This window comes from Curtobacterium sp. MCSS17_006, assembly GCF_003234215.1.
In the GTDB taxonomy this organism is placed as follows: domain Bacteria; phylum Actinomycetota; class Actinomycetes; order Actinomycetales; family Microbacteriaceae; genus Curtobacterium; species Curtobacterium flaccumfaciens.
Map to the genome: position 1 here is coordinate 1 of NZ_QKSO01000017.1, position 23,694 is coordinate 23,694.

General features: G+C 69.8%; 19 protein-coding genes. 2 read left to right on the forward strand and 17 right to left on the reverse strand.

Annotated elements, in window-relative coordinates; all coding sequences use genetic code 11:
• The 11 genes from DEJ21_RS15090 to DEJ21_RS15140 all read right to left on the reverse strand — a co-directional run.
• Nucleotides 1-560 (reverse strand): SLBB domain-containing protein (locus tag DEJ21_RS15090; protein ID WP_146247811.1); only part of this gene is annotated, 560 nt, incomplete at its 3' end.
• 107 nt (nucleotides 561-667) lie between these two features.
• Nucleotides 668-3,229 (reverse strand): leucine--tRNA ligase, encoded by a 2,562-nt coding sequence (leuS, locus tag DEJ21_RS15095; RefSeq protein ID WP_111088948.1) that lies wholly within the window; start codon nucleotides 3,227-3,229, stop codon nucleotides 668-670.
• Between the two features lie 50 nt (nucleotides 3,230-3,279).
• Nucleotides 3,280-4,968, reverse strand: a complete 1,689-nt coding sequence (gene cydC, locus DEJ21_RS15100) for a thiol reductant ABC exporter subunit CydC (RefSeq protein WP_111225141.1) — start codon at nucleotides 4,966-4,968, stop codon at nucleotides 3,280-3,282.
• Nucleotides 4,965-6,665, reverse strand: coding sequence for a thiol reductant ABC exporter subunit CydD (gene cydD / locus DEJ21_RS15105; RefSeq protein ID WP_111225142.1), 1,701 nt, complete (start codon nucleotides 6,663-6,665; stop codon nucleotides 4,965-4,967). Before cydD ends, cydC begins: the two co-directional genes overlap by 4 nt.
• A 10-nt stretch (nucleotides 6,666-6,675) precedes the next feature.
• Nucleotides 6,676-7,680 (reverse strand): cytochrome d ubiquinol oxidase subunit II, encoded by a 1,005-nt coding sequence (gene cydB / locus DEJ21_RS15110; RefSeq protein WP_111225143.1) that lies wholly within the window; start codon nucleotides 7,678-7,680, stop codon nucleotides 6,676-6,678.
• A gap of 16 nt (nucleotides 7,681-7,696) precedes the next feature.
• Nucleotides 7,697-9,109 carry a cytochrome ubiquinol oxidase subunit I gene (locus tag DEJ21_RS15115; RefSeq protein ID WP_111225144.1) on the reverse strand — a complete coding sequence of 471 codons (1,413 nt, stop codon included), beginning with the start codon at nucleotides 9,107-9,109 and terminating at the stop codon, nucleotides 7,697-7,699.
• Between the two features lie 273 nt (nucleotides 9,110-9,382).
• Nucleotides 9,383-10,306, reverse strand: a complete 924-nt coding sequence (locus DEJ21_RS15120) for an ABC transporter substrate-binding protein (RefSeq protein WP_111225145.1) — start codon at nucleotides 10,304-10,306, stop codon at nucleotides 9,383-9,385.
• On the reverse strand, nucleotides 10,303-11,031 hold the full coding sequence (locus DEJ21_RS15125) for an ABC transporter permease (protein WP_071405717.1): 729 nt from the start codon (nucleotides 11,029-11,031) through the stop codon (nucleotides 10,303-10,305). Before DEJ21_RS15125 ends, DEJ21_RS15120 begins: the two co-directional genes overlap by 4 nt.
• On the reverse strand, nucleotides 11,028-11,744 hold the full coding sequence (locus DEJ21_RS15130; RefSeq protein WP_027465272.1) for an ABC transporter permease: 717 nt from the start codon (nucleotides 11,742-11,744) through the stop codon (nucleotides 11,028-11,030). Before DEJ21_RS15130 ends, DEJ21_RS15125 begins: the two co-directional genes overlap by 4 nt.
• Nucleotides 11,741-12,667 (reverse strand): ABC transporter ATP-binding protein, encoded by a 927-nt coding sequence (locus DEJ21_RS15135; protein ID WP_111225146.1) that lies wholly within the window; start codon nucleotides 12,665-12,667, stop codon nucleotides 11,741-11,743. Before DEJ21_RS15135 ends, DEJ21_RS15130 begins: the two co-directional genes overlap by 4 nt.
• A gap of 229 nt (nucleotides 12,668-12,896) precedes the next feature.
• A complete protein-coding gene (locus DEJ21_RS15140; RefSeq protein WP_175475042.1) occupies nucleotides 12,897-13,427 on the reverse strand; it encodes a TetR/AcrR family transcriptional regulator in 531 nt (176 codons plus the stop codon).
• A gap of 270 nt (nucleotides 13,428-13,697) precedes the next feature.
• On the opposite strand from DEJ21_RS15140, the gene DEJ21_RS15145 reads away from it, so the two are divergent.
• Nucleotides 13,698-14,762: an App1 family protein gene (locus DEJ21_RS15145; protein WP_111225147.1), complete on the forward strand. Its 1,065-nt coding sequence runs from the start codon at nucleotides 13,698-13,700 to the stop codon at nucleotides 14,760-14,762.
• 78 nt (nucleotides 14,763-14,840) lie between these two features.
• The gene (locus DEJ21_RS15150) at nucleotides 14,841-16,802 is read left to right on the forward strand and encodes a glycoside hydrolase family 15 protein (RefSeq protein ID WP_258375095.1); all 1,962 of its coding nucleotides are present in this window, start codon (nucleotides 14,841-14,843) and stop codon (nucleotides 16,800-16,802) included.
• Nucleotides 16,803-16,916: 114 nt separating this feature from the next.
• Here the strand turns inward: DEJ21_RS15150 and DEJ21_RS15155 are convergent, their stop codons facing one another.
• From DEJ21_RS15155 to DEJ21_RS15180, 6 genes are all read right to left on the reverse strand, one after another.
• Entirely contained in the window at nucleotides 16,917-18,290 is a 1,374-nt protein-coding gene (locus DEJ21_RS15155; protein WP_111093058.1) for a glucose-6-phosphate dehydrogenase, read from the reverse strand.
• 158 nt (nucleotides 18,291-18,448) lie between these two features.
• Nucleotides 18,449-18,865 (reverse strand): cytochrome c oxidase subunit 4, encoded by a 417-nt coding sequence (locus DEJ21_RS15160; RefSeq protein WP_071245740.1) that lies wholly within the window; start codon nucleotides 18,863-18,865, stop codon nucleotides 18,449-18,451.
• 4 nt (nucleotides 18,866-18,869) lie between these two features.
• Nucleotides 18,870-20,606, reverse strand: coding sequence for a cytochrome c oxidase subunit I (gene ctaD / locus DEJ21_RS15165; protein WP_027465266.1), 1,737 nt, complete (start codon nucleotides 20,604-20,606; stop codon nucleotides 18,870-18,872).
• Nucleotides 20,607-20,617: 11 nt separating this feature from the next.
• A complete protein-coding gene (gene coxB / locus DEJ21_RS15170) occupies nucleotides 20,618-21,520 on the reverse strand; it encodes a cytochrome c oxidase subunit II (RefSeq protein ID WP_027465265.1) in 903 nt (300 codons plus the stop codon).
• 292 nt (nucleotides 21,521-21,812) lie between these two features.
• The gene (locus tag DEJ21_RS15175; protein ID WP_035808216.1) at nucleotides 21,813-22,181 is read right to left on the reverse strand and encodes an iron-sulfur cluster assembly accessory protein; all 369 of its coding nucleotides are present in this window, start codon (nucleotides 22,179-22,181) and stop codon (nucleotides 21,813-21,815) included.
• A gap of 58 nt (nucleotides 22,182-22,239) precedes the next feature.
• Complete coding sequence (locus DEJ21_RS15180) at nucleotides 22,240-23,691, reverse strand: dipeptidase (protein ID WP_111225148.1); 1,452 nt, start codon at nucleotides 23,689-23,691, stop codon at nucleotides 22,240-22,242.
• Nucleotides 23,692-23,694 lie beyond the last annotated feature (3 nt).

Sequence of the window (23,694 nt, forward strand, 5' to 3'; positions counted from 1 at the left end):
CCGGTCCGGCTGCCGCTGCCGCCCCCGGCCCCGGCCCCGGCAGCGGCAGCGGCAGCCGGACCGGCGGCAGCACCGTCTGCCACCGGTCCGAGCGCCTCAGGTACCTCCTGTTGCCCGACCCGCGGCACGTACAACCGCTCGCCGTCCGTCAGCACCCGGGCCAGGTTCAGCCGGTCGAGGTCGGCGTCGTCGGTGGCCCCACCGGCACGTTCGAGCGCGTCACCGACCCGACTCGATGCCGGCAGCTCGACGACACCGCCCCGCCGCACCGCCCCGAGCACGTGCACCACGACGCGCCCGGCACCAGGAGCGGACGGAGCAGCACCGGCAGACGCACCAGCCGACGGCGACGGGCCGCCCGACGCCGCACCGGCCGTCGGCGCCCCACGCACGACGACCCCGCCCGTTCCTCCGGCACCCTCGCCACCACCCGACACCAGCGCCCCGACGAGCACCACGACGACGGCGACCACCACCACGACCGCTGCCAGCACCACGGCGGCCCGCGGTGACAACGCGAGACGGGACCACCAGGGTCCGGGCGACGACGGGGACGACATGCCCCGAACGCTACGGAGCCCGGCCGATCGGCCGGGCTCCGGAGGTCACACCCGTGGACGGGTGCCGCGAACGCCCCTGCTGTGAGGGACGACGCCAGCGACGGTCGCTACCCCTTGATGGCGATGTTCACGAGCTTCGGCGCCCGGACGATCACCTTCACGATCTCGCGGTCACCGATGTACCGCTGCACGTTCGCCGACGACCGTGCGAGCTGCTCGAGCTCGTCCGCCTCGATCGACTTCGACACCTCGAACGAGTCACGCACCTTGCCGTTGACCTGTACGACGGCGGTCAGGGTCTCCTGCACGAGCAGCGTCGGGTCGGCCTTCCGCCAGCCGTACGTGGCGACGGTGGCCTCGTAGCCCAGCCGCTCCCACATCTCCTCGCCGGTGTACGGCGCGAAGACGCTCAACCCGAGCGCGATGGTCTCGACGGCCTCGCGCACGGCGGGGTCACCGGCACCGGGGCCGCTGTCGATCGCCTTGCGGGTGACGTTGACCAGGTCCATCAGTCGCGCGATCACGACGTTGAACTTGAACGATTCCATCATCCCGGGGGCGTCGGCGAGGAACCGGTGCGTGACCTGGCGGAGAGCCCGGTCGCCGTCGGCCCACACGACGTCGCGTGCGGACGTGACGTCGAGCGCCAGGCGGTACGCCCGCGCCAGGAAGCGTGCGGAGGCGGACGGGGAGACGTCCTCCCAGTTGATGTCGTCCTCGGGCGGGCCGGCGAAGCCCATCACCAGGCGGATGGCGTCGACGCCGTTCGCATCGAGCTCGTCACCGAGCGAGACGCCGCCCTTCGACTTCGACATCTTCGAGCCACCGGAGAGCACCATGCCCTGGTTGAGCAGTGCCGAGAACGGCTCGGTGAAGTCGAGGTACCCGAGGTCGAACAGGACCTTCGTGACGAAGCGGGCGTAGAGCAGGTGCAAGATCGCGTGCTCGATGCCGCCGATGTACTGGTCGACCGGAGCCCAGCGGCGTGCGGCTGCCGGGTCGAACGCCTGGGTGTCGTCGTTCGCCGACAGGAACCGCAGGAAGTACCACGACGAGTCGACGAAGGTGTCCATCGTGTCGGTGTCGCGGAGCGCGGGCGTGCCGTCGACGGGGTTCGGGACGTTCACCCAGTCCGTCGCGCCACCGAGCGGGGACGTGCCCTTCGGCTTGAGGTCGAGCCCCTCGGTGTCGGGCAGCACGATCGGCAGCTGGTCCTCGGGCACCGGGTGCTCGGTTCCGTCGGCGCCGTGGATGATCGGGATCGGGGTGCCCCAGAAGCGCTGGCGCGAGATGAGCCAGTCTCGCAGGCGGTAGGTCTTGGCGGCACGGCCGGTGCCGCGCTCTTCGAGCAGCGCGATGGCAGCGGTGATGGCGTGCTGCTTCGACATGCCGTCGAGCGGCCCGGAGTTGATCATCCGGCCCTGACCGGTCAGCGCTTCGCCGGTGGCGACCGGGTCGAGGGTCGGCACGTCGAAGTCGTCGAGCGTCGCGCCCTCGGGGATGACCGGGATCGCGCCGGTGACGGCGGCGTTCGTGTCGACGACCACCTTGACGGGCAGGTCGAACGCCCGCGCGAAGTCGAGGTCGCGCTGGTCGTGCGCGGGCACGGCCATCACGGCGCCGTGCCCGTAGTCGGCGAGCACGTAGTCGGCGGCCCAGATCGGCAGGCGCTCCCCCGTGAGCGGGTGGATCGCGGAACGGCTGAGCGGCACACCGGTCTTCGGGCGGTCGGCGTTCTGCCGGTCGATCTCGGACGTCTTCTGCGTCGCCGTCAGGTAGGCGTCGAAGTCGTCACGGACCGAGGCCGGCACCGACGGGTCGGCGACGAGCTCAGCCGCCAGGTCGGAGTCCGGCGCGACGACCAGGAACGTCGCCCCGTGGATCGTGTCCGGGCGGGTGGTGAAGACCGTGACGGGCTCGTCGCGGCCCTCGATCACGAAGTCGACGTCGGCACCGACCGAGCGGCCGATCCAGTTGCGCTGCTGCGCGATGACCTTCGCCGGCCACCGCCCCTCGAGCTGGTTCAGGTCGTCGAGCAGCCGGTCGGCGTACTCGGTGATCTTGAAGTACCACTGCGTGAGCTTCTTCTTCACGACGACGGCGCCGGAGCGGTCCGAGGTGCCGTCGGGCAGGACCTGCTCGTTCGCGAGCACGGTCTGGTCCACCGGGTCCCAGTTGACCCAGCTGTCCTTGCGGTACGCCAGGCCCTTCTCGTACATCTTCAGGAACAGCCACTGGTTCCATTTGTAGTACTCGGGGTCCGAGGTGTGGATCTCGGTGGTCCAGTCGAACGACGGCGCGTAGCGCTTGAAGGACGCCTTCTGCTGCTCGATGTTCGCGTAGGTCCAGTCCTTCGGGTCCACCCCGCGCTTGATCGCCGCGTTCTCGGCGGGCAGCCCGAAGGAGTCCCAACCGATCGGGTGCAGCACGTTGAAGCCCTGCTGACGCCAGTAGCGCGCGACGAAGTCCCCGAGCGCCCAGTTCTCGGCGTGCCCCATGTGCAGGTCGCCGGACGGGTACGGGAACATCTCGAGGATGTACTTGCGCGGACGGGTGTCGTCGAGGTCGGTGGTGAAGAGCCCGAGCTCTTCCCAGCGGGGCTGCCACTTCTCCTGGATACGACGGAAGTCGTAGGCGTTCGGGTCCTCGGCGTGCTGCTCGGTGGTCACGGTCGTCAACGATACAAGCCGGGAGGCCCGTCCCGCGTCCGCCTGTCGGCTCACCCGGCGAGCAGGCGTCCGTCCCGCATCCGCAGGGTGCGGTCGACCAGGTCCGGCGCCACCGGGACGTGCGAGACGATGACGACTGTCCGGCCCGCTGCGCGGGCCGTGGTGACGAGGTCACGCAGCACGGTGTCACCGAGGTCCGGGTCGACGTCTGCGGTCGGTTCGTCGAGCACCAGCACCGGGAACGCGTGCAGCAGTGCGCGGGCGAGCGCGAGCCGGTGCGCCTGGCCGCCGGACACGAGCACGCCGCGTTCCCCGACCGAGGCGTCCAGCCCGCCTCGCCGGACGACCCACTCCCCCAGGCCGACCCGGTCGAGCACGGCGAGCAGTTCGTCGTCGGTCGCGGTCTCACGGGCGAAGAGCAGGTTCTGCCGCACCGACTGGTCGAACACGAACGGGTCCTGTTCGATCAGGCCGACCCGGGCCCGCACCGCGTCGGGGTGCATCGCCTTCGCCTCGACGCCGTCGAGCGTGTAGGAGCCCTCGTGCTCCACGAACCGGACGAGCGCGTCGACCAGGGTCGACTTGCCGGCACCGCTCGGCCCCTGGAGCACGACGACCTCGCCGGGGGCGAGCGTGAACGAGACCCCGTCGACCGCCGGCTCGACCGCACCCGGCCAGCGGACGGTCAGGTCCTGCACGGCGAGCGTGACCGGCCCCTCGACCACGAGCGACGCCGGGTCGGCGTCCTCGTCGGGCTCGGGGACGATGCCGACGGGCACCTCGGCGGGCACGACCTGCTCGACCCGTTCGGCCGCAGCACGCACCCGGCGGAGCGTCAGGACGGCGAGCGGGACGGTCCCGACGACCTCGAAGAGCGCCAGCGGCACGAAGACCGCCAGGGCCCAGAGCGGACCGTCGAGCGCACCGGACACCGCGGCGGGGGCACCGACGGCGAGGATGCCGATCACCGCACCGCCACCGACCAGGCCGACCAGGGCACCGACGAGCGACTCGACCGTGCCACGGCGCCGGACGGCCCGGGTGACACCCGCGTCGAGCCGAGCGATGTGCGCGAGCCGCTCGTCGAGGGTGCCGTACGCGGCGAAGACGTCGAGCGTCCGGACGGTGTCGAGCACGAGGTCCGCGACGCGACCCCGGTCGGCGGCGGTCTCGCGGTCCGAGCGCTCGGCGATGGCCCGGGTGACGATCGTGCCGACCAGGGCCGCGACCGCCAGCGCGAGGACGAGCACGAGCGCCGCCGGCACCGACACGAGCGCCACGGCGACGACCGACAGCACCGCGACGACCCCGGCGGAGACGAGCGGCCCGACCACGCGGATCGGCAGGTCCTGCAGCCGGTCGGTGTCGGTCACCAGGCGCGTCATGAGGTCGCCGCGTCCGGTCCGCCCGAGCCCCGCGGGCGCGATCGACGCGAGCCGCCGGTACATCTCCGTCCGCACCACGGCCAGTTGCCGGAAGGACGCGTCGTGCCCGGCGAGCCGGTCGACGTACCGGAGCACGGCACGCCCCAGCGCGAAGGCGCGCACGCCGACCATCACGAGCGTCAGGTAGAGGATCGGCGGGTGCTCGGCGGCACGGGTGATCAGGTAGCCGCTCGCGGCGAGGAGCGCGACGGCGCAGACCGCGCTGAGCGACCCGGCGGCGACCGCCTTCGCCCAACCCGACCCGTGCGGCATCGCGAGCCGCAGGACGGAGCCGCCACGGGCCTCCCGGCTCATGCGCGCACCCCCCTGCGGACCGTCACGGACCCGCCGGCGCGGACGTCCACACGGACGTCGGCCGCGGCGACGACCGCGGGTCGGTGGCTGGCGACCACGACCACGGCGCCGTCGGCCGCCAGGCCTCGGGCTGCCGCGATGACGCGTTCCTCGGACTCGGCGTCCAGCGCGGACGTCGGCTCGTCGAGCAGCACGAGGGGCGTGGCTGCGCGGCGTGCGCGGTACAGCGCGCGGGCGACGGCGACACGCTGTGCCTGGCCGCCGGACAGTCCGCTGCCGCCGGCGCCGACCGGGAGGCCCGGGTCGAGTCCCAGCCCCGCGTCGCCCAGGGCGGTGCGCACGTCGGCGTCGTCGGGGGTCGCGCTGAGCGCGACGTTCTCGGCGATCGTCCCGCGGACGAGACGCGGCCGCTGGTCGGCCCAGGTGGTGCGCTCGGCGACGGAGGCACCGGCCGGTCCGGGCACGGTGACGGCACCGTCGTGCGGCAGGACACCGCGGAGTGCGGCGATGATGCTCGACTTGCCGGAACCGCTCGGGCCGGCCAGCACGACGACGGTGCCGGGCTCGGCGTGCAGGTCGAACGGTCCGATCACGACGTCGGGTCGGCGGACGGTGAGTCCGCGGACGTCCAGGGCGGTGGCGGGCGTGACGGCGTCCGTGTCGGCGCCGTCGGTCCCGCTCCCGCCGCTTTGGCTCCGGCTGCTGCGGCCGGTCGCGGACGGCGATGCGGTCTCGTCGTCGGCCAGCACGTCGAGCACCGCGGCCGAGGCCTCGACGCCGTCCTGGGCGGCGTGGAAGTCGGCGCCGACCTGGCGGATGGGGGCGAAGGCCTCCGGTGCCAGCACGAGCACGAACATCGCGGCGCCGAGGCCGAGCGAGCCGTCCACCAGGCGGATGCCGATCGAGACGGCGACCAGTGCGACGGACAGGCTCGCGGCGAGCTCGAGCGCGAAGCCGCTCACGAACGACAGCCGGAGCACGCCGATCGTGCCGCGGCGGTACTCGTCGGTGACCACCCCGATGCGACCGACCTGGCGGCGGGCACGGCCGAAGACCTTGAGCGTGGCGAGCCCTTCGACGGCCTCGGTGAAGGCTCCACCCAGCTTCGCGAGGGCGTCCGACTGCTTCCGCTGCAGCGACTGCGTGGCCAGGCCGATCAGGATCATGAAGACCGGGATCACGGGCAGGGCGAACAGGATGATCAGCCCGCTGGTCAGGTCGCCCAGGCCGATCGCGACCAGGAGCATCGGCGTCGCGATCGCGGTGAGCGCGAGCTGCGGAAGGTACCGGCCGAAGTAGGCGTCGAGTGCGTCGAGCCCGGGGCCGAGCGTGGTGGCGAAGCCGGCGCTCGACCGGCCCGCGAGCCACGACGGACCGCGCTCGGCGGCGCGGGCGAGCACCGTCGTGCGCATCTCGCTCTTCACCTTCGCCGCTGCGCGTGCCGCCAGGTCGTCGGTCGCCCACGCGGCCACCGCACGCAGGACGAACGCCCCGCCGAGCAGCGCGAGCGCCTGCCCGAACGCCGCCGGCACCGTGCCGTCGCCGACGGCGTCGACCCCGAGGGTGACGGCCGCGGCGATCCCCCACGCGATCGCGATGGTCGCGAGCGTGCGGAGGACACCCATGCCGGCGGCGGCGACGATGAAGCCGCGCGCCGTCCGGGACAACCGCAGGAGTCGGGGGTCGAGGGGCTTCATCGTCGTCCGCCTAGTGCGCTGCCGCGGAGACCTGGGCGCGGGAGACGCGCTTGCGGAACACCCAGTAGGTCCAGGCCTGGTACGCGAAGACCAGGGGCACGAAGATCAGCGCGACCCAGCTCATCACGGTCAGCGTGTACGACCCGGACGAGGCGTTGTACACGTTCAGGCTGTTGGCGACGTCGTTCGAGGCGGGCATGACGTCGGGGAAGATCGCCGTGAACATGGCGAGCACGATCGCGGCGATGGTGACCGCCATCAGGGTGAAGGCACGCCCCTCCTTGCCCCAGGCGTTGCAGAGCACCGCGAGCACCAGGGCGAGGGCGGCGACCACGGAGAGCACCAGCGAGGCCGGGGTGGCCCGGACGAAGGCCATCGACACCAGGAACGCGGCGCCGACGACGATCGTGACGATGCCGGCCCGGGTCGCCAGGCGCTTGGCGCGGACGCGGATGTCGCCCTCGGTCTTCAGCGCGACGAAGACGACCCCGTGGGTGAAGAACACCAGCAGCGTCGCGGCACCGGTCAGCAGCGCGAACGGGTTGAGCAGGTCGAAGATCGTGCCGGTGTAGTTGTGCCCGGCGTCCATCGGGATGCCACGGACGACGTTGCCGAACGCGACGCCCCACAGGAACGACGGCACGGCACTGCCGACGATGATCATCAGGTCGAAGCGGCGCTTCCACTCGAGGTGCTTGTTCTGGTGCCGGTACTCGAACGACACCCCTCGCAGGATGAGTGCAGCGAGGATGAGCAGCAGCGCCAGGTAGAAGCCGGAGAACATCGTGGCGTACCACTCCGGGAACGCCGCGAACAGGCACGCCCCGGCGACGATGACCCAGGTCTCGTTGAGGTCCCAGACCGGGCCGATGGTGTTGATCAGGACCCGGCGGTCGGTGTCGTCCTTGCCGAGGAACGGCAGGGACATACCGACACCGAAGTCGAATCCGTCGAGGACGAAGTAGCCGACGAAGAAGACGCCGACGATCGCGAACCAGAGAACGGGGAGATCCATCAGGCAGCGTCCATTTCTAGTAGACCGTCACTTCGTGCTTGACCTCGCCGGTCTCCTCGTCGACCTCGTCCGGGTCGGCGGGCCCCTCTTGCGCGACCTTCTTGATGAGCTTGAACTCGACGACGGCCAGCGAGCCGTAGATCAGGGTGAAGACCAGCAGCGAGATGAGGACCTCGAGTCCGGTCACGTTCGGCGACACACCGTCCTTCGTCTGGAGCAGCCCGAACACGAGCCACGGCTGGCGGCCCATCTCGGTGAAGACCCAGCCGACGATCATCGCGGCCATCGGCAGCGGCACCGTCCAGGTGGCGATGCGCCACACCCAGCGCTGCGTCGGGAACCGGCCCTTGCGGGTCAGCCACAGCCCGACCAGCGAGACCATGACCGCGCCGACGCCGAGGGCGATCATCCAGCGGAACGACCAGTAGGTGACCCAGATGATCGGCTTGTAGTCGCCGGGGCCGTACACCTGCGTGTACTGCGCCTGCAGGTCGTTGATGCCCTCGACCGTGCCGTTGAACGTGTGCGTCGACAGGAACGACAGCAGGTACGGCACCCGGATCGAGAACAGCTCGTGCACGCCGTCGGGCGTGCCGAGCGTGAAGATCGAGAACGAGGCGTCCTTGCCGGTCGCGGTGTTGTACAGCGCCTCGGCCGCCGCCATCTTCATCGGCTGCGTGTCGACCATCGTCAGGCCGAGCTGGTCACCGGTCAGGACCGTCAGCGCGCCGGCCGCGAGCATGGTCCACATGCCGAACTTCAGCGCCGGCAGCATCGTCTCGAGGTTCTGGTTGCGGGCCAGGTGGTAGGCCGCGACCGAGATGATGACCGCCGCGGCGACCATGAAGCAGGCGAAGAGCGTGTGCGGGAACGCGGCCAGGGCGACCTTGTTGCCGAGCACCGCCCAGATGTCGGTGAGCTCCGCACGGCCCTTGGCCTCGTTCATCGCGAAGCCGACCGGGTGCTGCATGAACGCGTTCGCGGCGATGATGAAGTACGCCGACATGATCGTGCCCGCGCTCACGCACCAGATGCTCGCCAGGTGCAGGCCCTTGGGCAGGCGGTCCCAGCCGAAGATCCAGATGCCGATGAAGGCCGCTTCGAAGAAGAACGCCAGGATGCCCTCGAGCGCGAGCGGTGCGCCGAAGACGTCACCGACGAAGCGCGAGTAGTTCGACCAGTTCATGCCGAACTGGAACTCCTGCACGATGCCCGTCACGACACCCATCGCGAAGTTGATCAGGAAGATCCGCCCGAAGAACCGCGTCAGCTGCAGGTAGTGCGCGCGGCCGGTCCGGTACCAGGCGGTCTGGAACACGGCCACAACGGCTGCCATGCCGATCGTCAGCGGGACGAAGAGGAAGTGGTAGACGGTCGTCAGACCGAACTGCCACCGCGACAGGAGGAGCGGATCGAGGAGGTCGTTCATGCGGCGATTCCGAGACGGGTGGCCGCGCGCTGTTCGTGCACGTCAGTTGCTTCCTGTGGAACGGATACATCAGGTGTCACAGCCCTTGGGACACCCCAACGCTATCGCGCTGCATCACACTTCGACAAGTTGTAGAACGACTCCGTGCACAAACGTGCACAGCCCTTGCACGGCACAACGGTGCGGCACGGATGTTCGCGCGGCCTGCTCCACGAACGACGACAGGCGCCGGGTGGATACCCGACGCCTGTCGCTTTGTTCGCAGGGCTGTGGTTACAGCAGACCCTCGGCCTTGAGCCAGTCCTCGGCGATGGTGGACGCCTTCTCCTTGTCGGCCGTGCTCTTGGTGTTGAGCTCGATCAGGGCCTCGGTCGTGAGCTTCTCGTTGACCGAGTCGATCGCGTCCGCAGCCTTCTCGTTGACCTTCTTCGAGACGACCGGCACGACGTTCTGCGGCAGGATCAGGTTCTCCGGGTCCTTCAGCGTGACGAAGCCGTTCGCCTTGATGCTCGGGTCGGCGGTGTAGATGTCGGCCAGCTGGACGGTGTCGTCCTTGAGTGCCTTGACGGTCAGGGCGCCGCCGCCGTCCTCGATCGCCTTGAAGTCGACGTCGACGCCGTAGACCGACTTGAGCCCCTTCGGGCCGTACGGCCGCGTCTGGTTCTCGGAGTTGGCCCCCACGGTGAGCTTCTCGTCGACGTTCTTCAGGTCGGCCAGGCTCGTGACGTCGTTGTCCTCGGAGAACTTCTTCGTGACGGTGTAGCTGTCCTGGTCGGTCGCGTCGGCCTCGTCGAGGACCCGGAGGCCCTTCGGCAGGGCCTTGTCGAGCCCGTCGTCGATCTGGTCGGCGGTCTTGGCGTCCGAGTCCTTGTCGAAGTACTGCAGCAGGTTGCCGCTGTACTCGGGCATGACGTCGATGGCGCCCTTCTCGAGCTGCGGGATGTAGACCTCACGCTGCCCGATGTTGAAGTTGCGCTTCACGTCGAAGCCGTCCTTCTCGAGGACCTGGGCGTACAGCTCGGCGATGATCTCGTTCGAGTAGTACTGCTGCGAGCCGACGACGATGGTCTTCGAGTCGGACGAGTCGCTGGAACCGCTGTCGAGCGGGTCGCTCGACGCGCAGCCGGCGAGGGCGGCGACGACGCCCACCGCCATCGCGGCGGCGACACCGGCGCGGATCTTGGGTGCTGTGATCACGAGGGATTTCCTTCCGGGAGTGGATTGCGGGCTCGCTCACGCGACCCCTGACGCTGTCGGGCCGACGGGTCCGCGGTGCCCTTCGGCACCGCCGCCCGCTGCAGCACGGCGAACACGATCTCGAACGCGATCGCGAGGGCGATCACGAGGATGGAGGCGCCGAGCATCTCGGCGTAGTCCTGGGTCTTCAGGCCGAGGAAGAAGTACCCGCCGAGGCCACCGGCCCCGACGTACGCGGCGAGCGTGGCCGTCGCGACGACCTGCAGCACCGCGGCGCGGATGCCACCGATCAGGAGCGGGAGCCCGAGCGGGATCTCGACTTTCCACAGGATCTGCCAGCCGGTCATGCCCTGGGCCTTCGCGGCGTCGACGACCCCCGGGTCGACGGACTCGATGCCGGAGTACGCACCGGCGAGCACCGACGGGATCGCCAGGATGACGAGGGCGAGCAAGGGAGCCTGCAGCCCGATGCCGAGCAGCAGCCCGAACAGCGAGAGCACGCCGAGCGTCGGGAGTGCCCGCACCCCGCCGGACACCGCGATCGAGAAGCCACGAGCGCGGCGGGTGTGGCCGATCGCGTACCCGACCGGCACGGCGATGACCGCCGCGATGAGCACCGCGAGCAGGGTGATCCAGACGTGCTCCCAGAGGCGCGTGGGGATGCCGTTGTACCCGCCGTAGTTCGTGGGGTCGAACACCCACGCGAAGGCCTGACCGATGATCACGAGGAGACCTCCGCTGCTTGCAGGACTCGGCGAGCCTGTCGGCGTGACACCGAGTTCGTCCGGGTCCACGGCATGACCAGGCGCCCGAGCAGCACGAGGAGGCCGTCGAGGGCGAAGGCGAGCACGAGCACCATCACGATGCCGGAGAGGATCTCCTCGTAGATCCCGCGCCCCAGGCCGTCGGTGAACAGCAGGCCGAGACTCGGGATGCCGAGGACCGCGCCGACCGTGGTCAGCGAGATCGTGGAGACCGAGACCACCCGGAGCCCGGCCAGCAGGACCGGACCGGCGAGCGGGAGCTCCACCCGGAAGAACCGCTGCGCCGGCGAGTAGCCCATGGCGGTCGAGGCGGACTTGGTCTCGGAGTCGACCGAGGTCAGCCCGTCGACCGTGGAACGGACCATCAGCGCGAGGCCGTACAGCGTCAGACCGATGACGACGTTGATCGGGCTCTGCAGGCCGGTGCCGATGATGCTCGGCAGGGCGACGAACAGGGCGAGCGACGGGATGGCGTAGAGCAGACCGGCGAGGGTCACGATGCTGCTGCCCACACCCGATGCGAAGCGCGACCCACCGGGGCGCTGCAGCCGGACCACCAGCCACCCGATCGGGATCGACAGCAGGAACGCGACGATGATCGGCGGGATCGCGATCGCGAGGTGGGACAAGGTGTTGTCCCAAATCGTGTCGAGGTTCGCCAGCACCCACTTCACCGGGTGCCCCCACCCTGCGCCGGAGCACCCGGTGCGTCGTGGGACGCTCCGGCCTCTGCTGCTCGGGAGTCGGACTGCGGAACGGCCTCGGCGGCGTCGACGACCCCGACGGGGCCCGTCAGCACGCCGGCTGCGCGGCCTTCACCGTCGACGACGATCGGACCGGTCGGGGTCTGCTCGACGCGGAGCGCGCGGCGCCCGCGGCCGGCGCCGATGAACGTGGCGACGAAGTCGTCGGCGGGTGCGGCGAGGATCTCGGCCGGCGTCCCCTGCTGGGCGATCTCGCCGCCCTTCTTGAGGATGACGACCTGGTCGCCGAGCTTGAACGCCTCGTCGATGTCGTGCGTCACGAACACGACGGTCTTGCCGAGTTCGCGCTGCAGGCGGATGAGCTCGTCCTGCAGGTCGTTGCGCACCAGCGGGTCCACCGCACCGAACGGCTCGTCCATGAGCAGGATGTTCGGGTCGACGGCCAGGCCGCGGGCCACACCGACGCGCTGCTGCTGGCCGCCGGACAGCTGTGACGGGTACCGGTCGGCGAAGGCACGGTCGAGTCCGACGGTGTCCATGAGCTCGAGGGCGCGCTTGCGAGCGTCGGCCTTGGGGACGCCGGTCAGCAGCGGGACGGTCGCGATGTTGTCGACGACCTTGCGGTGCGGCAGCAGTCCGGAGTTCTGCATGACGTACCCGATGTGGCGACGGAGCTCGACGGGGTTGATCCCGGCGACGTCCGAGCCGTCGATCTCGACGGTCCCGGAGGTGGGGTCGACCATGCGGTTGATCATGCGGAGCAGCGTGGTCTTGCCACAGCCGCTGGATCCGACGAAGACGGTGGTGGTCCGGGACGGGATGACCAGATCGAAGTGCTCGACCGCAGTCGTGCCGTCCGGGTAGGTCTTGCGCACCGAGCGGAACTCGATCATGGGGTGCCCTTCTGTTCGGAGGTAGCCCGACTCCGGATGAGAGTACCCGGGGGTGCCGACATCGGTTCGGTCGCGACGCCGCGTGACGGGTTCCGGACCACGGTTCGTTCCGCGGACACCACCGGTACTGCGCGATCCGACGGGGGACGACGACGCCCGCGCCTCGGTGTTCGGAGGCGCGGGCGGATCGGTTCGGTCTCCGGCGTGTCGCGCCGGTTCGACGGGACGGTCAGGAAGCGGCGATCACCGATTCCAGGTGCGCACGGTTCATCCGGCGGTACTCCTCGATCAGCTCCGTGTCGGGGTGCTCGCGGTCGCGGTGCGCCCGCGCCAGCACCGCGTGACCGGACTCGGCGAGGACGACCCACGCGCGGGTGATGTGCTCGTCGTCCGGCAGCCCGAAGCGGTCGCGCATGATCTGGCCGACGGTCGCGCCGAGCGCGCCCATGCGGTCCTCGGCGTCACCGGTACCGGTGTCCGCCGGGTCGCCGAAGCGGATGGCCCGGAAGCCGGGCTCGGTGCGGTACATCTCGGCGGTCATGTCGATGAGCGCGTCGTTGGCGTCCTGCCAGGTCTCCGCGCCACTGGCGTCGAGCGCCTCGACGAAGCGGGAGGCGAGCCGCTGGGTGCAGCGGATCGCGAGTGCCTCGACCACGGCGATGCGGTCCGGGAAGTACCGGTAGACGGTGCCGATCGACGCCCCCGCGCGCTCGGCGACCATGGCGGTCGTGAGCCGTTCGAACCCGATCTCGTCGATCACCGCGGCTGCGGCGTCGAGGAGGCCGGCGAGGCGCGCCGAACTGCGGGCTTGGACCGGCTCGTTCCTGAGCAGTGATGATCCCCCCGGCAGAGCGTTCGTTACCTCGGTGACGAGCACGTGTTCTCCTCTTGCGCTCCAGCGCGGTTGGTTGGTGTGACGGGGACAACTTTCGCAGAACGCACCTGGAACGTGGCTGCGACTCACCAGTTGCGACGCACCAGTTCTGTGCAGCGCGCGGGTTTCGTCAGCCGCCCGTGGGAGGATGACGCCATGCCCGACCCGACGCCCCACGAGCCGTCGTTGGCCGAGCCGCTCCTGCACCGTGCGGCCCGCATCGAGGACGCCGTCCAGGAGTTCCGCGAGCACCGTGCACGCCGTCGCGGACTCGTCCCGACGGTGGTCCCGTACACCGGCTACGGCGCGCCCGGTTGGGTGCGCATCCTCTGCCGTGTGCTTCTCACGCGCCGGGGTCTCGCCTCGGACGTCTCCTACGCCGGAGTCCGCGGCTGGAAGAGCTTCACGAGCGTCGCCGTCGACCACGCCGAGGTCACCGTCACCGCCGGCGGCGTCTCCCACGTGGTGAAGACCGACCGTGGCGGTGTCGTCGACACCATCGTCCCGATCGACCTCGAGCCCGGCTGGCGCACGGTGCGGCTGTCGGCAGGTGGCGGGCGCGACGTCGAGGCCGACGTGTTCGTCGTGCACCCGGACACCCGTTTCGGGCTGCTGTCCGACATCGACGACACCGTGATGGTGACCTCGCTCCCCCGCCCCATGCTCGCCGCCTGGAACTCGTTCGTGCTGACCGAGCACGCCCGCCGCCCGGTTCCGGGCATGTCCGTGCTGTACGAACGGATCCTCGCGCAGCACCCCGGTTCCCCGACGGTCTACCTGTCGACCGGAGCGTGGAACGTCGCGCCGACGCTGCAGCGCTTCCTGTCGCGCAACATGTACCCGTCCGGCACGCTCCTGCTCACCGACTGGGGTCCCACGCACGACCGGTTCTTCCGCAGCGGGCAGCTGCACAAGCAGGAGAACCTGCGCCGGCTCGCGAAGGACTTCCCGGACATCCGCTGGCTCCTGGTCGGCGACGACGGACAGCACGACGAGAGCCTCTACGGCGACTTCTCGCGGGAGCACCCGGACAACGTCGCGGGCGTCGCCATCCGGCAGCTGTCCACGAGCGAAGCGGTCCTGGCCGGTGGACGCTCGCGGGCGCAGGAACGCTCCCGTGACTCGTCGGCACCCTGGGTGTACGCACCGGACGGCGCCGGCCTGTGGAGCGAGCTCGCGCGGGTCGGCATCATCGAGTCCGACGCCTCCGACCCGGCCTGAGCGACCCTTCATCACGTTCTCGGCCCGGAGCCCCCGTCGCCGACCGCGGCGCTCGGGCACCGGGTGTTCGATCGGTCCATGAGCACCGAGCCGGCCGCACCGCCCGAAGCCGCACCACACCCAGCCGCACCACGCCCAGCAGCACCACGCCCAGCCGCACCGCACACACCGCCGAACCGCATCGAGGACCACGCCCTGATCGGCGACACCGGCACCGCAGCCCTGGTCGGCCGCGACGGGACCATCGACTGGGCGTGCCTGCCGCGCTTCGACAGCTCGTCCACCTTCGCCTCACTGCTCGGCACGGAGGACCACGGCCACTGGACCCTGCGACCCGTCGACGACGAGGCCACGGCCGAGTGGCGGTACCACGGCGACACCCTGGTGCTCTCGACCGTCTGGACCACCCGTGACGGCGTGGTCGAGGTCACCGAGTTCATGCCCGTCGGCGCGCACCGCCCCTCGATCGTCCGCCGGGTGCGCGGGCTCCGCGGCACTGTCGAGCTCCGGCAGACGCTCCGGATCCGGTTCGACTACTCACGGGCCCTGCCGTGGATCCGGCAGATCGGGGACGACGACGAACCGGCGCTGCTCGCGACGGCGGGCCCTGGCTCGGTGATCGTCCGGGGGCCGCAGTTCCGCGCCGACGACCACCGGCACACCGCCGTCACGACGATCCACGACGGCGACGTGCTCGACACGGTGCTCACCTGGTACCCCTCGCACCGCGAACCGCCGGAACCGCTCGACGTCGACGCGGCCCTCGCCCACACCATCTCGTGGTGGACGGCGTGGACCGCCCCCGCACAGACCACCGGCCGGTACGCCGACGCTGCACGACGGTCGCTGGTGTTCCTCCGCGCGATGACCCACGGCGAGACCGGTGGCGTCGTCGCCGCCGCGACCACGAGCCTGCCGGAGGACCCGGGCGGCGAACGCAACTGGGACTACCGCTACGTGTGGCTCCGCGACGCCTCCCTCGCGCTCGCGTCGCTCATCGCGCACGGCTACCGCGACGAGGCCACGCACTGGCGCGGCTGGCTGCTGCGCGCGATCGCTGGTGACCCCGCCGACGTGCAGATCATGTACGGCATCGCCGGCGAACGCGAGCTGCCCGAACGGGAGCTGCCCGAGCTGCCCGGGTACCTCGGCTCGACGCCCGTGCGCGTCGGCAACGGCGCCTCGACGCAGTACCAGGGCGACGTCTTCGGCGAGGTGCTCGCGGCACTGCACGACGCCCGCGAGCTCGGTGTCGAGGAGAACGCCGACTCGTGGGCGCTGCAGCGGGCGCTGCTCGGCTACGTCGAGGAGCACTGGCAGGAGCCGGACAACGGCATCTGGGAGATGCGCGGCCCCCGGCGGAGCTTCACGCACTCGCGGGTGATGATCTGGGCCGCCTTCGACCGCGGGGTCGCCGCGGTCGAGGAGTTCGGCCTCGAGGGCCCCGTCGACCGCTGGCGCACCCTGCGCGACACCGTCCGCGCCGAGATCGAGGAGCACGGCTGGAACGCCGCGCGCGGTTCCTTCCGCCAGCACTACGACACCGACGAGGTCGACGCGAGCCTGCTCGTCCTGCCGCAGGTCGGGTTCTGCCGCGCCGACGACCCCCGGATGACGGGCACCGTCCGCGCCATCGAAGAGGACCTGCGCGTCGGGGACGACGGCCTCGTGCTCCGCTACCGCACGACGGCCGGCTTCGACGGGCTGTCCGGCGCCGAGCACCCGTTCCTGGCGTGCTCGTTCTGGCTGGTCGAGCAGTACGCCGCCTCGGGACGGGTCGAGGACGCCGAGCGCCTGATGGACGTGCTCGTCGGGTACACGAACGACGTCGGCATGCTCTCCGAGGAGATCGACGTCGCCACCGGACACCACATCGGCAACACCCCGCAGGTGCTGTCCCACCTGACGCTCGTGTCGGCAGCCGACGCCATCGACCGCGCCCGTGGCGCGACCGTCGGGCACCGCACGCGGTTGCCCGTCCACGACGGCGGCACTCGGTCGTGGACCGGCGAGGGTGAGCGCGCCGGCTCCCCCGCCTGATGCGTCTCGCCATGCCCTGATGGCGACCCCACGACGGACGGGAGGCCCGGTGCCAGCTGGCACCGGGCCTCCCGTCCGTCAGGGCGTCCGTTCAGGACGTCGGTAGCGCGTCCGTCAGGACGACGACTCCCAGTCCGCCGGGCCGCGCGAACCGGCGCGGTACTCCTCCAGCGGGACCTCGTCGGCCTTCCACGCGGCGACGACCGGCTCCACGATCTCCCAGCAGCGCTCGGCCACGTCGCCGCGGATGGAGAGCAGCGGGTCGTCGTGGAAGATCCCGTTCAGGACCTCGCCGTACGGGGTGAGCTCGCCGTCGCTGAACGACGACGACAGGGTGACCTGTCCCATCTCGAACGGGTTGCCACCGCCGTTGGCCGACACCGACAGCTCGATCTCGTCCGGGTTCAGGACGATGCGGAGCGTGTCCGCCTTCGGGCGACCGCTCAGGCCGGAGGGCAGGCGGGTGACCGGCTTGAAGGTGATCAGCACCTCTTTCCGGCTGTTGCCGAGTGCCTTGCCGGAGCGCAGCGTGAACGGAACGCCCTTCCAGCGAGCCGTGTCGACCTCGACCGAGATCTCGGCGAGCGTCTCGGTGCTCCGCGACTTGTCGACGCCGTCCTCGTCCTGGTACGACGGCAGTTCCTTGCCGTCGATCGTGCCGGCCGTGTAGACGGCGCGACGCGACGCGATCTTCGGGTCGCCGCCCTTGAGCTGGGTCGAACGGAGCACCCGGGCCAGGGACGAGCGGAACTCGACCGCGTCGATGTCCGCCGGGGCGTCCATCGTCACGATGCCGAGGATCTGCAGCAGGTGCGACTGGATCATGTCGACCATCGCGCCGGCCTCGTCGTAGTACTGGGCGCGGTTCTCGAGACCGAGGGTCTCGTCGTAGAAGATGTCGACCTTCTCGATGTTCTCGGCGTTCCAGATGGGCTCGAACAGGCGGTTCGCGAAGCGCAGACCGATGATGTTCAGCACCGTAGTGCGGCCGAGGAAGTGGTCGGTGCGGTGCACGCGGTCCTCGGGGACGAGCTTGAGCACCGTCTCGTTGAGGGCCTGGGCGCTGGCGACGTCGGTGCCGAAGGGCTTCTCGAAGGCCAGGGTCGTGCCCTCGGGGAGCTCGACGTGCTCGAGCGCCTCGCAGATGTCGGAGGCGATCTGCGGCGGGAGCGCGAAGTACAGGATCGGCTCGGAGTCGGCCGCGGCCAGGAGCGCCTCGAGGTGCTTCGGGTCGGTGGGGTCGCCCTGGATGAACTGCGTCGACTCGATGGTCGCGTCGACCTCCGGCCCCTTGACGTCCTGCGACGCGAAGGACTGCGTGACGATGTCCTTCCACTTCTCGGGGCTGCGCTCGCTGCGGCCCGTGCCGATCAGCTGCACGGGGACGGCACGGCCGCTCTGCAGGAACGTGCCGAGGCCCGGCAGGAGCAGGCGGGAGGCGAGGTCGCCCGTCGCGCCGAAGATGATGAGGGTGCGCTTGTCGGTCACCTGAGGTGACTCCTTTCGCTGTGGTGGGAGGTCCGCTCCAGTCAAGTCGCGGGCGGGCCCGTTTGTTCCGGATCGGGACCGGAGTTCGTCTCCTGGACGCACTTCGGGCGGCACCGTTCTGGTGCCGCCCGAAGTGTCAGGTGCGCTGCAGCGCCGGGTCAGTGCCCGAAGTTACCGCGGTAGTACTCGTAGACCCAGCCGACCAGGGTGATCGCCACGAGGACGAGCCCGATCGGGACGATCCACAGGCCGGCGGCCACGCCGAGGAAGCACACGGCGACCGCGGCGGCCAGCAGGATGGGCCACCAGGACCACGGGCTGAAGTGCCCGAGCTCGGCGTCGCCGTCCTCGATGTTGGCGTCGGGACGGTCCTCGGGCAGGACCCCGCCCTGGGACGACATGACCTTGCCGAGGTAGAAGGCGATGAACGCCGACATCAGGCCGGTCAGGCCGATCGCGACGGTGCCCACCCACTCGGGTTCGCCGTAGTAGATCAGCGCCCAGATCGTGTAGGCGGCGTCCGCCAGGATGAAGAACCCGAAGAGGATCCAGAACAGGTTGGTGTTCGCGCGCATGGCGTTACTTCACCTCGCCCTTCGCGGCGTCGTAGGTCGGGGCATCGGGGGCGTCCTTCGCGGGACCCACACCGATCGGCACACCGGCCTCGGGGTGGTTCAGGTCGAAGGCCGGGGACTCCGAACGGATACGCGGGATCGACGTGAAGTTGTGGCGCGGCGGCGGGCAGGAGGTCGCCCACTCGAGCGAGCGGCCGTAGCCCCACGGGTCGTTCACGGCGACCTTCGGTGCGTTCCGGGCGGTCACGTAGACGTTGAAGATGAACGGCAGGAACGAGATCGCGAGGATCATCGAGCCGATCGTCGACAGCTGGTTCATCCAGGTGAAACCGTCGTTCGGCAGGTAGGTCGCGTAGCGACGCGGCATGCCGATGACGCCCAGCCAGTGCTGGATGAGGAACGTGGTGTGGAACCCGATGAACAGGAGCCAGAAGTGGATCTTGCCGAGACGCTCGTTGAGCATCTTGCCGGTCCACTTCGGCCACCAGAAGTAGAAGCCGGAGAACATCGCGAAGACGACGGTTCCGAAGACCACGTAGTGGAAGTGCGCGACGACGAAGTACGAGTCGGACACGTGGAAGTCGAGCGGCGGCGACGCCAGGATGACACCGGTCAGACCACCGAAGGTGAAGGTGATCAGGAAGCCGAGGGCCCAGAGCAGCGGGGTCTCGAACGTGACCGAACCGCGCCACATCGTGCCGACCCAGTTGAAGATCTTCACGCCGGTCGGGACCGCGATGAGCATCGTCATGAGCGAGAACCACGGGAGCAGGACTCCGCCGGTGACGTACATGTGGTGCGCCCACACCGTGACCGAGAGGGCCGCGATGGAGATGGTCGCGTAGACCAGGGTCTTGTACCCGAAGATCGGCTTGCGGCTGAACACCGGGAAGACCTCGGAGACGATGCCGAAGAACGGCAGCGCGATGATGTAGACCTCGGGGTGCCCGAAGAACCAGAACAGGTGCTGCCAGAGCAGAGCCCCGCCGTTGGCCGGGTTGAAGATCTGCGCGTCGAACACGCGGTCGAGCCCGAGGCCGAAGAGCGCCGTCGCGAGGACCGGGAAGGCCATCAGGACGAGGAGCGCCGTCACGAGGGTGTTCCACGTGAAGATCGACATGCGGAACATGGTCAGACCCGGGGCACGCATCGTGATGATCGTGGTGATGAAGTTCACCGCGCCGAGGATCGTCGAGAAGCCGGTCATGCCGAGCCCGAAGACCCAGAGTGTGCCGCCGAGCCCTGGTGTGAACGTCGTGTCACTCAGTGGCGCGTAGGCGAACCACCCGAACGAGGCAGCGCCCTGCGGGGTGAGGAAGCCGCCGACCGCGATGAGCGAGCCGAACAGGTAGAGCCAGAAGGCGAAGCCGTTGAGTCGCGGGAAGGCGACGTCCGGCGCACCGATCTGGAGCGGCATGATCGCGTTCGCGAAGCCCGAGAACAGCGGCGTCGCGAACATCAGCAGCATGATCGTGCCGTGCATCGTGAACAGCTGGTTGTACTGCTCCTTCGTCGCAACCACGTGCAGGCCGGGTTCGAAGAGCTGGGCGCGGATCACGAGGGCCATCACACCTGCGAGCAGGAAGAAGATGAACGACGCGATCAGGTACATGTACCCGATGGTCTTGTGGTCGGTGGAGGTGATCCACCGAACGACGATGTTGCCCTTCCGACCCACCTTCGACGCCTGGAAGTCCGGCGACGAGGTCTGGGTCGGTTGGCCGACGAGTGACGTTGTCATCTGACGAGCCCCTACTTGTTCTCGCTGGACGCCTCGACCGGCGCCTTGTTGTTCGGTTCGTTGGTGTTGGTGTTGTACTCGTCACCGAGCAGACCGACCTTGCCCTGGTCCTTCAGGGTGTCGAGGTAGTCCTGGTACTGCGCCGGCGTGACGACCTTCACCTGGAAGAGCATCAGCGAGTGGTACTCACCGCAGAGCTCCGCGCACTTGCCCTGGTACGTGCCGAGCTTCTCCGGGATGAAGTACTCCCAGTTGGTCTTGCCCGGGAGCATGTCCTTCTTGTACAGGAAGTCGATGACCCAGAAGGAGTGGTCGACGTCGCGCGAGGAGAGCTCGATCGCGACCTTCTTGCCCTTCGGCAGGTAGAGGGTCGGCAGCTGCGACTCGTCGATCGCCCCGTTGGCGTTCTCTTCTTCCTGGGCCTGGATGCCCTGGTAGTAGACGCTCTCTTCGGGGTTGTCCTTGTTGATGTAGTTGAAGTCCCACGCCCAGCGCTTGCCGTACACGTGCACGGTGGCGTCCGGGTCGGCGAAGGGCTTCTCGATCGCGGCCTGGTCCTTCGCGGTGAAGGCGAAGAAGCCCAGCACGAGGATCAGCGGCACGATCGTGTAGAAGATCTCGAGCGGCATGTTGTACCGCATCTGCACGGGCAGGCCGGTCTGGCCCTTCCGGCGGCGGTAGACGATCGCGGCCCAGATGATCAGGCCCCAGACGATGAGACCGACGGCGAGGAGAACGACCCAGCTGGTGGTCCACAGGCCGACGATGCGGCTCGTGTGGTTGGTGACGTTCTTCGTCTCCTCCGTGCCGGGGAGCCATCCGTTCATCTGCTGCTGCGTGCAGCCAGCCAGTGCGATGACCAGACCGACGGCCACCGGGACGGCCGCCCAACGTATACGGCGATTCGAACGCACTGTTACCTCTCGCAAAAGACGTGAGCTTCGGAGGTCAGCCCGTCGAGTCCGACGGCGAGCCGCACGAAGGCGGCGCATGGCTGGCTCCCAGCTTGATTGGAACACTCCTAGCTTACTCGCAGCTCGGTACCGCTCGCGCACACACGACACGGTTCTGGCCTCGATCCGCACGTCTGCGGGCACGATTTCGCCCGGTCACACCGCGCCCCGGCGGGCCACGTCCGGTCACACGAACGCGAGCGGGGAGCGACCCTTCCGGTCGCTCCCCGCTCGCGTGTCGGATCGCTGGCGATCAGTGGAAGCTGTCACCGCAGGCGCAGCTGCCCTGCGCGTTCGGGTTGTCGATCGTGAAGCCCTGCTTCTGGATCGTGTCCTCGAAGTCGATCGTCGCTCCGTCGAGGTACGGGACGCTCATCTTGTCGACGACGACCTCGACCCCGTCGAACTCGGCGGTGACGTCACCGTCGAGCAGGCGCTCGTCGAAGTAGAGCTGGTAGATCAGGCCCGAGCAGCCACCGGGCTGGACGGCGAGGCGCAGGCGCAGGTCGTCGCGGCCCTCCTGCTCGAGCAGGCTCGCCACCTTGCCGGCAGCGGCGTCGCTCAGGAGGACGCCGTGCGACTGCGTTTCGGTCGCCGGTGCTTCGGTGATGGTGTCGCTCATCGCGCGTCTCCCTCCGGGCGGTGCTGGTCACCGCGCCTGGCGTCGATTGTAAGCACCCTCAGCTGCGCGTCGCGAGCCTGGCGAGCAGGATCGTCTCCGACGCGATGGCACGGTGCAGGACACCGAGGTGCTGCGACTCGTTCGGGCTGTGGGCGCGCGTGTCCGGGTCCTCGACGCCGGTGACCAGGATCTGCGCGTCCGGGAACTCCGCGGCGAGGTCGGAAACGAACGGGATCGACCCGCCGATGCCCTGCTCGACCGCCTCGGCGCCCCAGCCCTCCCGCATGGCCGTTCGGGCCTCCTGGACGGCCCAGCCGGCGGTGTCGACGAGGAACCCGTCGCCGCTGTCCGGCTCGGTGATCTCCATCCGTGCGCCGAACGGGACGTGCTCGCGCAGGTGCCGCTCGACGGCCGCGGACGCCTGCCGGGCGTCCTGACCGGGGGCGACGCGGACCGAGACCCGTGCCGAGACCGTGGGCAGCAGGGTGTTCGAGGCGTTCGCGACACTCGGCACGTCCATGCCGGTCACCGTGATCGACGGCTGGAACCACATGCGGGACAGCACGGCGCCGGTGCCGATCGGGCGGACACCGGGCACGAGCGCGGCGTCGACGGCGAGTTCGTCCTCGGTGCGCTCCGGCACGTCGGCCTCGTACGAGGACAGCCCCTCGACGGCGACCGAGCCGTCGGCGTCGTGCAGCGAGGCGAGCAGCCGCACCATGGGGATCATCGCGTCCGGGGCCGCTCCCCCGAACATGCCGCTGTGACAGGCGTGCTCGAGCGTGGTCAGGGTGAGCTTGAAGGTGACGTTGCCGCGCAGCGAGACCGTGATCGACGGGACCTCGGTGGACCAGTTGTCGCTGTCCGCCACGACGATGACGTCGGCCGCGAGGTGCTCCTTCTGCTCGCGCAGGAACGTGCGGAACGAGCGGGAGCCGAACTCCTCCTCGCCCTCGACGAAGAGCACGATCCCGAGGTCGAGGTCGTCACCGAACTGGGCGTGCACCGCGCGGAGCGACGCGATGTGCGTCATCACGCCCGCCTTGTCGTCCGAGGCACCGCGGCCGTACAGGCGGTCACCGCGGAGGGTCGGCTCGAACGGCGGCGTCTCCCACAGGGCCTCGTCGCCCTGCGGCTGCACGTCGTGGTGGGCGTAGAGCATCACCGTCGGCTTGCCGTTCCGCGCCGGGCGCACCGCGAGCACCGCGGGCTGGCCGAGCTCGGTCTCCGCGTCGGCCGCCGCGACGTCGGCCGTCGACCCGGACACCGCGGACCGCACGATCCGGACGTCGTCCGCGCCGAAGACCCCGGTCGACCGGGCGAGGTCCGCGACGGCCTCGGCACTCGCGCGCACGTTCGACGCGTCGAAGGCCGACCAGGACACCGACGGCAGGCGCACCAGCGCGGACAGGTCGGCGATCGTCGTGGGCAGTGCGCCCTGCACGTGTTCGCGCAGGGCGTCGAGGAGCGCGGGGTCGGTCGCGGGGCTGTGCTGTTCGCTGTCGGTCATGCC